This is a genomic window from Georgenia satyanarayanai (assembly GCF_023715365.1).
Lineage (GTDB): Bacteria > Actinomycetota > Actinomycetes > Actinomycetales > Actinomycetaceae > Oceanitalea > Oceanitalea satyanarayanai_B.
This window is the reverse complement of the sequence record NZ_JAMBNZ010000010.1, coordinates 113,107-125,383: the sequence shown is the minus strand read 5'-3', so window position 1 is coordinate 125,383 and position 12,277 is coordinate 113,107. Positions and strand designations below refer to the sequence as shown.

The 12,277-nt window shown below is 66.2% G+C and carries 12 protein-coding genes; 7 read left to right on the top strand and 5 right to left on the bottom strand.

Translation table 11 applies throughout. The annotated features are described in order from the left end of the window. The first annotated feature begins 183 nt into the window (after positions 1 to 183). On the top strand, positions 184 to 558 hold the full coding sequence (locus M3148_RS12960) for a hypothetical protein (RefSeq protein WP_251305115.1): 375 nt from the start codon (positions 184 to 186) through the stop codon (positions 556 to 558). 224 nt (positions 559 to 782) lie between these two features. After that, positions 783 to 1,304 (top strand): hypothetical protein, encoded by a 522-nt coding sequence (locus tag M3148_RS12955; protein WP_251305114.1) that lies wholly within the window; start codon positions 783 to 785, stop codon positions 1,302 to 1,304. Between the two features lie 48 nt (positions 1,305 to 1,352). On the opposite strand, the gene M3148_RS12950 is transcribed toward M3148_RS12955, so the two are convergent. From M3148_RS12950 to M3148_RS12935, 4 genes are all read right to left on the bottom strand, one after another. Continuing rightward, positions 1,353 to 2,462, bottom strand: coding sequence for an FtsX-like permease family protein (locus M3148_RS12950; protein WP_251305113.1), 1,110 nt, complete (start codon positions 2,460 to 2,462; stop codon positions 1,353 to 1,355). Then, positions 2,459 to 3,097 (bottom strand): ABC transporter ATP-binding protein, encoded by a 639-nt coding sequence (locus tag M3148_RS12945; RefSeq protein WP_251305112.1) that lies wholly within the window; start codon positions 3,095 to 3,097, stop codon positions 2,459 to 2,461. The genes M3148_RS12950 and M3148_RS12945 overlap by 4 nt, the downstream gene beginning before the upstream one ends. Then, complete coding sequence (locus M3148_RS12940; RefSeq protein ID WP_251305111.1) at positions 3,097 to 4,221, bottom strand: peptidoglycan-binding domain-containing protein; 1,125 nt, start codon at positions 4,219 to 4,221, stop codon at positions 3,097 to 3,099. The genes M3148_RS12945 and M3148_RS12940 overlap by 1 nt, the downstream gene beginning before the upstream one ends. Before the next feature lie 523 nt (positions 4,222 to 4,744). Next, on the bottom strand, positions 4,745 to 5,203 hold the full coding sequence (locus M3148_RS12935; RefSeq protein ID WP_251305110.1) for a hypothetical protein: 459 nt from the start codon (positions 5,201 to 5,203) through the stop codon (positions 4,745 to 4,747). Positions 5,204 to 6,011: 808 nt separating this feature from the next. On the opposite strand from M3148_RS12935, the gene M3148_RS12930 reads away from it, so the two are divergent. After that, positions 6,012 to 6,491: a hypothetical protein gene (locus tag M3148_RS12930; protein WP_251305109.1), complete on the top strand. Its 480-nt coding sequence runs from the start codon at positions 6,012 to 6,014 to the stop codon at positions 6,489 to 6,491. A 501-nt stretch (positions 6,492 to 6,992) separates the two neighbouring features. Here M3148_RS12930 and M3148_RS12925 read toward each other — a convergent pair. Next, positions 6,993 to 7,517, bottom strand: a complete 525-nt coding sequence (locus M3148_RS12925; protein ID WP_251305108.1) for a hypothetical protein — start codon at positions 7,515 to 7,517, stop codon at positions 6,993 to 6,995. Positions 7,518 to 8,321: 804 nt separating this feature from the next. Between M3148_RS12925 and M3148_RS12920 the strand changes: the two genes are divergently transcribed. The 4 genes from M3148_RS12920 to M3148_RS12905 all read left to right on the top strand — a co-directional run bounded on the left by M3148_RS12920 (position 8,322) and on the right by M3148_RS12905 (position 11,840). Continuing rightward, entirely contained in the window at positions 8,322 to 9,290 is a 969-nt protein-coding gene (locus tag M3148_RS12920; protein ID WP_251305107.1) for an LCP family protein, read from the top strand. 245 nt (positions 9,291 to 9,535) lie between these two features. After that, positions 9,536 to 10,102, top strand: coding sequence for an RNA polymerase sigma factor (locus M3148_RS12915; RefSeq protein WP_251305106.1), 567 nt, complete (start codon positions 9,536 to 9,538; stop codon positions 10,100 to 10,102). After that, positions 10,102 to 10,977 (top strand): hypothetical protein, encoded by an 876-nt coding sequence (locus M3148_RS12910; RefSeq protein ID WP_251305105.1) that lies wholly within the window; start codon positions 10,102 to 10,104, stop codon positions 10,975 to 10,977. Before M3148_RS12915 ends, M3148_RS12910 begins: the two co-directional genes overlap by 1 nt. 590 nt (positions 10,978 to 11,567) lie before the next feature. Further along, positions 11,568 to 11,840 carry a hypothetical protein gene (locus tag M3148_RS12905; RefSeq protein WP_251305104.1) on the top strand — a complete coding sequence of 91 codons (273 nt, stop codon included), beginning with the start codon at positions 11,568 to 11,570 and terminating at the stop codon, positions 11,838 to 11,840. Positions 11,841 to 12,277 lie beyond the last annotated feature (437 nt).

Below are 12,277 nucleotides of genomic sequence, written 5' to 3'. Positions count from 1 at the left end.
CGGCGAACGACGCCGCCGTCAACGACGGGTACTCACCGGCGTGCTCGGTCGCCAACCGCACAGCGCGGGCTCTCAGCTCTGGATCAATCTTCTTGGGCATGGTGCTCATCCTCCTGGACTCAAACAGGAGCGGCATCAAACCTGGGGCGCTTCAAACCGGCGCGCCACAGACATACTGGGTGTATGACCCAGCACGCTGAAGTGGCCGTAGTCGAGAGCCCGGCACGGCGTCGCGTCGCCTCGCCGGTGGTGCTGGCCGTCGTTGCTATCGCGGTCATCGCTCTCGCGGTATTCGTGTGGTCGAACAGCAGGAGCACTGCCATACCGGCTGAGGGACCGTGGGGGATCTGGGTCTCCTATCCTGAAGGCGATTCGGCGCACTGCTACGACGATGCTGTTGAGCACGCCTTCTACACCACCGACTACCCCGGCTCCTCGCTGGCCGTGACATTCGTTCCTGAGGCCACCCGCGACGATGTGAAACGAGTCCTCGCCTGCATGGAGGACTCACTGACCTCGGGTGAGGTTGAGGTTGGCCAGACTGGCCCGATTCCTTGAGCCTGACCCCCTGTTCTGCTCCCAGCCGAACCTTTCGAAGGAGAGTCCGCGTGCGCAGAATGCCATGGTTTGTTGCCGTATCGAGCGCTGTGAGCCTGGTGTTGCTCGTGGCGGGATGCAGCGCGTCCGATGTCCCGGAGAGCGCACCGTCAGCATCCGGAGCGTCCACCGCGGCTCCTCTGCCGCCTCCGGGGGAAGACTGGGAGTTGGACCGGGACGGACTTATGGACCTGTACCTCGAGGAACGGTCACACCTCGCGGAGATCTACAACGTTGAGGATCCTCCCGAGGTTGAGCTGGTTCGCTTCACGACACCCGAGGAGTGGGCCGATGTCCAGGTTGAGTGTCTGTCAGAGAACGGGTTCGCGGCTCGTGTGAGTCAGGGCGGGGTCGTTATCGAGGGCGATGTGCCCGCTGAGCAGGGTGAGGCGGTGAACTTGGCGTTCTATCGTTGCGGCGCGGCCTACCCCAGTGATCCGCGCACCGGGCAGGCGTTGCCTCGTGTGCGCGCGGAGCAGCAGTACGACCACATGGTGACTGTCGCGGCCACCTGCGTTGAGGGCTACGGGGTTGTCGTTTCTGAGCCGCCGTCGATGGAGACGTGGCTGAGCCATTACTACGGGGACCAGCCGACATGGGATCCGTTCAACGAGGCAGCCGAGCAACTGAGCCTGGAAGAGCTCGAAGCGGTGTATGCCGGGTGCTCACGTAACGCTCCGGACCTGTATCCCCCCATCTCGGACTAGGGCGGCGAGGCAGACGAGCCCAGCGTCCTAGTCCTTGTGGTCGCGGCTCTAGGGCGTGCGCAAGATCCGGACCGGGTCTCGGAATGCTGCGTACAGGGCCGGTGGGACCGAGCTGATGATGGCGGCCAGGATGGCCAGCAGGGCTGTGCCCGCGGTGAAGTCTCCCGGCGGTGCTGCGTGAAGTCTCTGCGTGATGAGCACTCCGGCCAAGGTCCCTACCGCGGCACCTAGGAGCGCAGGAATGGCGGTCCGGCTGACGACGAGGAGGACGATGGTGGTGCGGGTCGCACCCAGCGCGCGGCGCCGGCCAAGATCGTTACGGCGCACGAGGACGTCGGCAAAGACGACGACGGCCACGAGAAGTGCCCCGACGCCCAGGACAGCCAGGAGCAGGGTGCGACTGAACATGGTCAGGTCACCGGCAACTTCTGCTTGAAGCGCCGCGAGCGAAAGTGGCGATTGGACGGTGACCGCGTCGAGGCTGGGCGGCGCCAGGAGCGCAAGGGCGAGTGATTGGGCACTGGGGGCGGCGGAGGCACTGGTGGCCACCACGTGGAGCGAGTCGGTGATCTCGGCGGGGTCGGCGGCGATGAGCACGCCTGCGGTGTAGTCCTCGAACGGCGCTCTGGGGGTGAAGGAGCCCACCACAGGGTAGGTGGTCTCGAGCAGGGTGCTGCGGGTGGCGGGGGCCTGCACTGTGCCGATGGGGTGGTCCATTCCCAGGGCCTCTTGGGCGGCTGTGGAGATGAGCGATTCTCCAGGGCTGGGCCAGCGACCGGCTGCCAGCTCGGCCACATGTCGTAGCTCGCCGGTGACCTGCCACGCCGGGACCCGTGGCCCGCCGGCACCCAAGGTGTGGTGGGTGACGTCGAAAGCCTGCGAGATGCCTACGGCGCGCTCAGTCACCGACAGCCGGTTGGTCTGGTCGACGACAGTGGGGGTAATCAGCTCGCCATTGCGGGCGTCGTGGATGACAACCACCCGTGATCCGGCACCGTCCATGCGTTGCGCTACTTGCGCCTCGGTGACCGCCGAGCGGCCGACGGTGGTCAGCGTGCCAGCGCACATCAGGGCCACGAACGTGACCACGAGCGCAGTGGGGACCAGCGCGGAGCGGGCCATGGTGAGCGCTTCACGTAGTAGCACCAGTGCCCTCACAGCTGGAGCACCTCATCGACGTGATCGAGCACGAACGGGTCGTGGGTGGCGATGAGGACGGTGCGACGCTCGTGGCTGGAGGCGTGCCCCAAGGCGTGCAGGACCGCGGCGGCGTTGTCTCGGTCCAGGTTTCCGGTGGGCTCGTCAGCCAGCACAACGCGCGGGTCGGTGATCAGAGCCCGGCACACCGCCACCCGCTGGGCCTGACCACCGGAGATCTCCCCGGGCCTGTGCTCGGTGCGGTGAGCCAGTCCCATCTCATCGAGCAGCTCACGGCCACGCTGCTTGGCGGCTGCGACCGGCCAGCCGGCGTACAGGGCAGGCTCGATCACCGAATCGAGCACCTTGCGTGAGGCATCGAGGGCGGAGTCCTGGAATACGAACCCGATGTTCCGGGCGCGCAGTCGAGAGCGTTCGGCATCGGGCAGCCTGGTGACCGCCTCCCCATCCAGCAGCACGTGTCCGCGGCTGGGAGTGAGCATCAGGCCCAGCACATACAGAAGGGTGGACTTCCCGCGCCCGGACGGCCCGGTCACCGCGGTCAGGGCTCCGGGGGTGAAGTCATGGCTCAGTCCACCGAAGAGTTCCTCACTCTGACGGTGGTATGAGAACGTCAGATCACGGACCGCGAGCACTAGGAGCTCTCGCCCGGCGGCACCAGGAGCCCTGGCTGCTGCTCGCCGAGGTCGGTTGGGTTCTCGGTGGCGAGCACCTTGACCCTGGTGCCCTCGCTCAGACCTTCGACGATCGCGATACCTTGGCCCGAGCCAACAACCTGGACTTCCTGTTCACCCTGCTCGGTGAGGACATATCCCGCACCATCAGCTGTGGTCCGGACGGCGGCCGCGGGCACACCGATTCCCTGCACAGGGGGGACCACGACCACCTCGGACCGCAGACTCACGGACTCTTCGCCGGGCAGGAGGTGGCATTCCTGTCCACACACCGGGCCGCCATCAGCGGCCGTGATCTGGAACGTCATCGAACCGTGCTCGTCGGCCATCGCCCCTTCGAGCACGCCTGACCACGTGTGCTCCTGCCAGGTGATTTCTACCTGGGCGCCGGCCGGGATAAGCCTGGCCTGTTCGGGGGTCACCACCAGCGTGAACTCCTGGCTTCCGGACGGTGCGAGCACTCCATCCTCGCCGCCGGCCACCATTCGCCCGGGTTTGATTGCCTCTCCCAGCTGCACAATGACGGGCAGCCGGGGCAGTGCCAGCACCTCTCCCAGCGGGACGTCACCGGTGCGGGCGATACCAAGCTCCTCTTGCCAGGCGCGCACAGCGCGCGCAGTAGCAGTGCCGAAGCGCCCATCGGCTGGCCCCGTGAGGTGTCCGAGCTCGATCAGCGCCTCCTGCAGCTGGGCCACATCCTGTCCCTGCACACCCAGGGCGAGGTCACGGTAGAACGGCAGCTGCCCAGCGACTACACGCACCGGCACCCCGGCAACGGCATAGACCGTTGACCCCACCTGAACCTCACCAGGCGACGCCTGAGTCACGATCCCACTCAGCGTGTTGACTGCCACCACCTCAACCGGCTGACGCAGCGTCGTCGACAACGGCAACGACTGCCCGACCGAGGCTGGCGCAGCCTGCGCCCACACCACCTCATCCCCACCGCCCCCGGAATCCTCGGGAGGCGTGACCAGTGTCGCCCGCCCAGCCCACCAGCCACCGACCCCAGCGAGCAGAACGAGCATCACGAGCGCCGCGACCGTCCACACCCCGCGGCCCCGCCCGGGTCCCTGCGCTCTCATACTGGCGCTCCTACTTCTCCCGCACGGGCCGGGGACAGCACGTGCAACGCCGACTGCGAGTGACGCCCCAGCGACGTCACCACCAGGGCGCCCTGCCCACAGACGAGAAGAGGTGCCGCAGGCAACGCCGCCCAGCGATGCAGTCGCCGACGAAGCCGGCCTCGAACACGGTCCGTTGCAACATCAAGCGCCACACACGAAGTATGTCGACAATCGAAGCGAATATTCGCACTTCGGGCCTTCCCACACGATGCGCCCAAAATTGTTGCCGTGCGAGTCGTCAACTACGACGGGCACCTCGTGGGCACCTCCGCCGAAACTGGTGGTGGACGACGGCGAGTCTCACGTTGCTGTCTCGCAGCGAGGTGACGACATACGGGCTCTTCAGCCGCTGCACGGTCGTCACAAGATCCGTCGCCCCAACTGGGTTGCTGACCGGACTGCCGGAACCCACGCGGCCGACGCCCCGCCCCGCCACTCGCTCAGCGTCGACATCGCCGAGGTAGCGCAGGCCTGGACCACGTCACTCGAGCGTCAGCACCTTTTCACTACCCGACTCGACGTCAATGATCCTCAGTTGCACCGGGCGTTGGTCGACGCCGCGCGGCACCCGGAACTCGTGCGTCGTCGGAGCCATGTCTGCGGTGCAGTCCTCGGAAGGCGAAGGCTCGAAACGGAGACGGATCTCGTCTCCACCCTTGCGATCCATGGACGTCGCGACAGGCGGGCAACTGCTGCTCCCCAGCGTCACCACAGCGAACGTCGCGCCCTCCTCGAGCCACACCGCCGCCGGCCGCGCCTTCGGGAGCTCCTTCCCGGGCGGCAGCTCAGGCGCCCCCGTCCACACCGCATCGGCGATGCTGCCTCCATCTCCGCCGCATCCACTAAGAACGACGGCGAAGAGGGCAGCGAACGCGGCCACGCGCGCGTCCCTCACCCTCGTCGGACCACGGTGGCCGGTCGCCTCGACGTCGTTGCTCATACAACCATTATGTCCAGCACTGTCCTCAACAGTGCAGCAACTTGATGTCGTCGTGCGCATAGGTGGGTGCTGGATGAGGACGTGGCTCTCGAGGGCCGTTACAGCACGTGACGCCGAACCAGACGTCGAACCGCCACCTGCAGTTCAAGCTTGCTCTTCAACCCCTCCCAGACCACACTGCCGGCAGCAGATACGCCGCCTTCGCGAAAGACCTACTCGACGAGGGCTGGGCTGAGCCGGCTCCTGCTGGCTACCCTGATCCGTAGATCGGTCGCTCGTGATGTCGTACGGTCCGAGCATGGCCACAACGACCGCGCCTCCTCGAGGGCGCACTCTCGAGCGACGGCTGTCCGCTCTTTTCGTCGTTGCCGTCTTGGTGGGCATTGTCGTGGCGGCTATGCCGTCGGTCCAGCGCATACTGGACCCGCCCGGACCAGGGTTCTGCCCCGCGATCTGGCCACCCGTCACGAGCTGCGTACCTGAGGCTCACCTCGTGGTGGTCGGCGCCGCGGTTGTCGTTCTTGCATCCGCTTGGCTCGCAGCCGACCTCGCGCTCCGTCGAGTGAGCACCCTGCCAGCCCGCGCAGGGATCACTGCAGGCCTGGCGGTCATCGCCCTGATCGCATGGTCGGCCGCTCGAGCACCTCAGCCGTACTTCCTCGCGTGGTCCGCATTGTTCGGCTGACGAGACACCGCTCAACGACCGGCTCGCGGCGTGCCGAGGGACTGCCGGGTGATCAGCTGACCGCTGTCCGCAAGGGATCGGTATCTGGAGGGTCCCTGTCGAACGTCGTGGAAGGATCACGCCATGGCCATGGCTGACGTGCGGATCCGAACCCCCGGATATCAGGCGCTCTGGATGGCTTTGCCGGTAGTGATGGCCGCGGCGGTCCTGATGGGTGTCGCAGACCCTGCCCCACCGCTCGAACCCGGTTGGTCCCTGGACGCCGTCGTCTGGCTCATCGCGTGTGCTCTCGTCGCCGCGCGGACGTTCTTCCTCGGCGTGCGCGTCTCTGACCACTCGCTCCTCGTCACCAACTTCTACAGCACACGCCGCCTGTCCCGGGCCGAGGTCGTGGACATCAGAGCGGTTCAATATGACGGCCTGCTTGCCCCGGTGGGCTCCTGGTATTGGACGACCGTCCGCATTCGTCTCCGCTCGGGACGTGAGGTCGTGGCATATGGGTTAGTCGGGCGTCGAATGGTGGTGAAACGTGTCGTGGCGAAGCTGCGCACGGCCTGCGAGCTCGAGGCGCCGGCGCGATCGAGGTCCCACGTGCGTCGGTGATCGGTGGGCCACGGACGAAGGCGTTCGGTCACCGCGTCCCTGAGGGATTCACGGGTGCACGTCGGTCAGCGATCCCGCATCGGGATCCTCTGCGGGGGCACCAGCCTCCGCACTCACGGGCCGCGTTGCGCCGTCACCTCTGGTTTCGTTTGAGGAACTGTGCAGCAGCTTCCCAGACCGCAGGCGGACCTGACCGACTCCTGCGCTGATAGTCAGCGGTGGCGACCGCGACGGTCCTCCCGCTTCGACGGCCGGCGCTTGTGCCCTCTGCTCTCCTTGCTCGCGCACCGTCATCATCCACGCTGGCACGGTATCGGCCTGGAAGGGGAAGCGGAGCCTCGAGCAGAGGTCCGTCGACAGAAGGATGTCGTAAAGCCGATCCCTCAGCGGCACTTACGGCCCGGTCTCGAAACTACGACGACACGCGAGCCGAGCGGAACGGCGTTCAACGGGGAGACGTGCTCGTAACAAGGCTCCGTATGGGAAACCACGGGACGAATTTCAGGGTGAATCAGGCGTTTCGAGGCCTTCTAGCAACCAGGATAGATGCTCTGTATGGACAGAGATTTCAATCACACCTTCCGCGTCAATGACTCGCAGGAAGCTGTTGGTCCCAATAGGTCCCATAAGTAGGTCGCGCCAGCCTCTTGGGTCCGCGAACTCGGCAATGGTCCCGGTGCTCACAGTAAACGGCGCAACCGACGGACCAGCAAGCGGAGTGATGTGGATTTCACGGCCTGCTGGCCGCACCTCGGCCTTTCGCCACCGCTTGCTCAGGCGAGGATGGCCATCCGGAGAACGAACGGACACACCCAGGTAGCCCTCCCGAGCGGTCGTAGCCCGGTTGGTGCTGGCACCCACGCGGATGCCGATGAGCACTGCCACCGAGATTAGCGAACCTGCAACCAGCGCATTGAGGAAAGCGCGACCGACATCTAGACCTGCCAGCCAGAATATCAAGGTCGCCACAGCCACGTACAGAACCACGAGAGTGGCCAGCGCTGGAAGTTGGCGCTTGCTGGCCATACTTCTTCTCCTTCCAGGCGATTCACGCCAACTTCTCGTTGTTAAGTCCGACCTACGCGTCGAACCGAAGCGCCGGCGGTCCGGCTCACGACTGCTCAAACGCTCTTGACGCGCGACATAAGCGTGCCATGGACCGCTCGGAGACGGGCACACTTCGCCCGCGCCGTCCTGGGCTACCTCACCCCACGCGAAGCCTTCGAACGACTCCTGACCGACAGCGTTGCTACGACGCCTTGACACCGCCACCGTCCCCGAGAGGGTCTGCGAGGGGGCAGGGCGCCTCGGCGCGTGCCCGTGTCGCTATGCGCCGGGAGCTCGAGGGGTCCACGGCCTATGGCGTGGTCCGTCCCGTAGGCCGAACCGCCCACGGGTCCGTACACACGACCTCGTAGTCCTCCTCGAAGCGGAGGCCGGCCGCGTTCCGCAGGGGATCCTTGCGGAACATGGCTGCCTCCGCTCCGAGGAGGCCGCGAGCCCGTGCCGGCCACGCCTTCTTCCAGAACCAGGGCATGGAACGCTGCTCAGGACCGCCTGCAAGAACCGACCCAACGACGATCCTTAATTTCCTCTCCAAAATTTTCACTTATCGAGCACTATGCCGCGACGGCAGACTCCTGGCCGACCCCTAGGATCGGCGTGTGTGTTCCCGCCCCCCGCGCCACGCTGCAAGGCAGCGGCACATCTCCGGCCTGACCCGAGTTGGGGGGTTGGCGGCGTTTAGCTTGGCGGTTTTTTACATGCAGCACGTTCGCGATCGCGTACAACGACATCCAGACGAACATCGACCGTCATGACATCGGCGAGATGCTCCGCGACCGGCCCACGCAGGCCGGCCAGGAGGAGCCCGCGCCGCTGGACGCCTCAGCCGGGCAGGACATCAACATCCTCGTCATGGGCTCGGACAACCGCGCCGGTGACGTCAACGACGAGTACGGCTTGACACCGGAGGCCGGGCAGCGCTCGGACACGACGATGATCGCCCACATCTCGGCCGACCGGGAGCGGGTGGAGGTCGTCTCCATCCCCCGCGACTCCCTCGTCACCATCCCCGCGTGCCGCATGGCCGACGGGAGCTGGACCGAGCCGCAGTACGAGACGATGTTCAACCGGGCCTTCTCCACCGGTGCCGACGGCGGTGACCTCGGCACCGCCGCGGCCTGCACCATCGGCGCGGTCGAGGAGCTTAGCGACGTCTACATCGACGACTTCGTCGTCGTCGACTTCGCCGGCTTCATCAACGTCATCGACGCGCTCGGCGGGGTGCCCATGTGCATCCCGGAGGCGATCAGCGACCGCCGCGCCAAGCTCGAGATCGAGGCCGGCGAGCAGGTCCTCGACGGCCGTGACGCGCTCGCCTTCGCCCGCGCCCGTTACAACGTGCCCGGGAGCGACGGTTCGGACATCGATCGCATCGGGCGCCAGCAGGAGCTCGTCGGCGCCATCGCTCGCGAGGCGCTGTCGAAGAACCTTCTCACCGATCTGCCCAAGCTGTACCGCTTCCTCGACGCCGCCACCTCCACGCTCACCACGGGCACCGAGCTCGGTTCGATCCCCACGATGGCTGGCCTGGCTTACTCCCTGCGCGGCATCGACCTGGAGAACATCGTCTTCGAGACGATGCCGTTCGACTGGGCCGGCCACAGCTCCTCGGCGTCCCTCCGTGGACGCCGAGGAGCTGTGGGAGGCGCTGCGCAACGACGAGCCCATCCAGGGCGCGCTCAACGCCGCCGGCGAGGAGCCCACCGAGGGGCCGTCGGACGACGGGACCGGTGACACGGAGGAGCCCACCACCGAGGAGCCGCCGGTGACGGCGGAGCCCGAGCCCACCCGGACGCCGGCCTGCACCTAGCTCACTCTCGCCAAGCCTGGAGAGCGTGCTGTCTGACGAGATTCTCGGACATCGACAGATGATCGTGCACTGGTGGATCGATCCGTGACACGGGTACCGGGAAGGGATGGCTCGCACGATCGGCTGGTTCGACCTGTGACCTTTAGGGCCTCGGCGGACATTATGAGGTGTGACCGATGATTCCGATGAGGCGATCTGGCTGCGAGTGCTGTCGGGTGATTCCCACGCCTATGGCCAGATTTGGCGTCGTCACCACGAACGAGTCTTTCGCCACCATCTGCGCTGTGGCACGCCTGCACCCGAGGCTGAGGACCTAACGGCCGCGACGTTCCTCGAGCTGTGGCGACGCCGCGACGCGGTCAGGTTTGTCGATGCGTCCCTGTTGCCTTGGCTGATCGTCACAGCGCACAACGTTGCTCGAAACGCCGGCCGGGCCCGTCGGCGCTATCAGCGCTTCCTCGCCTCACTCCCTCCTCCCGCGCCAATCCCCGATCACGCTGATGACATCGCCGACCGAGAGGATGCCCGGCTCAGCGCGATGCGCGAAGCGCTTGCCGCCGCCCGCCCCGCCGATGCGCGGCTACTGGTGATGACCGCGGTGGAAGGCTTCACCATCCGCGAGGCCGCGCCCGTTCTTGGGCTCTCGGAGTCCGCAGCAAAGATGCGCCTATCGCGGCTGCGGACCTCACTTCGAGCAGTAATGCCCCAGCACCCACTCACAGAAGGAGGGTCATGATGGCTGCCAACTTCACTCCCGAGCGCGCCGCCGCAATCGAACGCGCCCTCGTCGACCACGTGGCTCGACGAGCCCCGCGCACCAAGCACAAGACGTGGGCAGCAGGCCTACTGCTGACAGGGGCGCTTGCTGGAGCCGGCGCCTCAGCCGGGGCCTTCGCTGCCACCGGCATGCTTCAGCCCCCCGATGCCCCAGTCGCGCAGCACCCCGAGGGCCAGCCGACACCAGACCTTCCCGACCCGGTCGCTGCTCCCGAAGGAACAATCCCAGGGTCTTCGATCATCTCGCTACTGGGCGAGGAGCCCGTGTCACTCACCATCGACTCGGCCACCGAGGTGTCACTACAGGACCGACCGGCCGAGGCTACGCATGCCCGGGTCACCATCACCCCCACCCGCCCAGGCGCGCTCAGCTGGGGCACCGATCCCGGCGGGAACAACCCGACCGCGGCATGGACATCCGCGGACTTCTCGAAGGAGGGACCAGCTGCGACCTGGCAGGACCTCGCCCTCGACACGTCCGTGGACACCCTCTACCTCGACCCGCTCGAATTCGCCGGCGTCGTCACGGTTCAGTACGTAGCGCACCTCCCCACGGTCCTGGCCACCAACGACCGCGGCCAGACCTACGGGACCACCGGCAGCGCGGAAGGCAAGCCCGACTTGATCGAGGTCGAGGCAACCAACGGCAAGCTCGGCTATGTCTACCGTGAAGAACTCGACAAAGCGACCGGCGAAACCGCCGCACAAGACTTCACCACCCCCCAAGACGCCCTCGAGTGGCAAGAGGAGAATCGCGGCAAGACCCACACACTTCCGGTGTACCTGTCCGACGGCACCTCGCAGATCGGTGAGTTCCACATCGGGAGCCCGTAAGGCCGAAGGTCAATCCCAATGCTGCTCCCGAACAGCAGTTCACCAGTTCGGAGGTCGCGCTCACCTAGTCCGCCCGCTGGGGACCCTTTATCGAGGCTCTTCGCCACCAGCCGTGACGGACTCCGTGGTCTACCACAACGCAGTGCAGCCCGATGTGCCCCTACGGCAGAGCCGGCGCCGTTCGCGGAGCCCGCGGCGAAGCTGTTCCTTGGTGCAAGGATGAGGCATGCGCCAGCAGTACCGAGACTTCGAAGCAGGCGAGCTGCAGGCTCTCCTGAGTCGTGTCGCAGCATTGGTATCTGCGCGAACGAGTCGGCCCGGAGAGATTGATCCACGCGTGAGTTCGTTTGAGGCACGGAGAGTTCTGCCTCGCGGAGCCGCCTGGTATTGGCGCGGCGCAGAGCGTGGTCGGGCATACTTGCGGAATGTCAACCAACCACCCGCCTACACCGGGGGACAGGCGGATGGTGCGGAACCGGAGAAGGTACTTCGTTACCGGAGCCGTTCTCCTACTCCTCGCCGTCACGTCACTCGTATGGGGCATCGCTGGCGACTCAGTCGCCGGACTACTCCTCTTCGCGTTCCTACTCGTGGCTGCCCTGTTCGCCGTGCTGCTGCCCGTGATGGCCGGGCTGTATATCAAGGACTACGATGCGTCCGGACGCGTTCGCACCTCAGTAGCAGGGTGGCGCGAGATCTCCATGATGCTGATTGGCGCAGGGATGGTTGCAGTTCAGGTCGACGGCCTCCTGACCGATGGTGCAGACCGTTTACGAATAGCCATGCTCGTGGCCTGGGCGCTCTTTTTCCTCCTTGGGGTCGGTGGGGTCGTTTCGGTGTGGCGACATCAGAACGAAGACTAGGCGCGGGCGCCCGTCACTCAATCCCTTGTGGGAAGACACCAGCATGGAGCCGTCGGCGCACCGAACCATGCAAAGTTTCCTTGCGATCGTCGCCACTGGGGCGATTGCGGGCGGCTCCCAGATCGGCGTTATTGAGGCGGGGATACTTCTCGGACTTCTTGGCGGACTGTTGGGCGCGGCGGTGGTTTCGCTCCTCATGTGGGCGGAAGATCGCTATAGCAGGCGCCGAGGCTGACCCGTCGACATCGCGGCCACCGTTGCCGCGGACCTCATGCGCCGGGCTGAGCTCGACTGGGGGTTCGGGGGCTGGGAAGGCCATCAGAGCCGGACGGGGCTCAACGGTCAGTAGTCCGCTCTCTCCGCGGCGGCGGTCGGGCCAAGTGATCCGTCCCGCGAGAGGAACCCGCGACGGCGATGCCCGACGCTGACGCGGCCCA

Excerpts from the sequence above, each read along its gene's own strand:
- M3148_RS12960 (WP_251305115.1), top strand. The coding sequence starts at position 184 with ATGACCCAGCACGCTGAAGTGGCCGTAGTCGAGAGCCCGGCACGGCGT.
- M3148_RS12955 (WP_251305114.1), top strand. The coding sequence starts at position 783 with ATGGACCTGTACCTCGAGGAACGGTCACACCTCGCGGAGATCTACAAC.
- M3148_RS12940 (WP_251305111.1), bottom strand. The coding sequence starts at position 4,221 with ATGAGAGCGCAGGGACCCGGGCGGGGCCGCGGGGTGTGGACGGTCGCG.
- M3148_RS12935 (WP_251305110.1), bottom strand. The coding sequence starts at position 5,203 with ATGAGCAACGACGTCGAGGCGACCGGCCACCGTGGTCCGACGAGGGTG.
- M3148_RS12930 (WP_251305109.1), top strand. The coding sequence starts at position 6,012 with ATGGCCATGGCTGACGTGCGGATCCGAACCCCCGGATATCAGGCGCTC.
- M3148_RS12925 (WP_251305108.1), bottom strand. The coding sequence starts at position 7,517 with ATGGCCAGCAAGCGCCAACTTCCAGCGCTGGCCACTCTCGTGGTTCTG.
- M3148_RS12920 (WP_251305107.1), top strand. The coding sequence starts at position 8,322 with ATGCTCCGCGACCGGCCCACGCAGGCCGGCCAGGAGGAGCCCGCGCCG.
- M3148_RS12910 (WP_251305105.1), top strand. The coding sequence starts at position 10,102 with ATGGCTGCCAACTTCACTCCCGAGCGCGCCGCCGCAATCGAACGCGCC.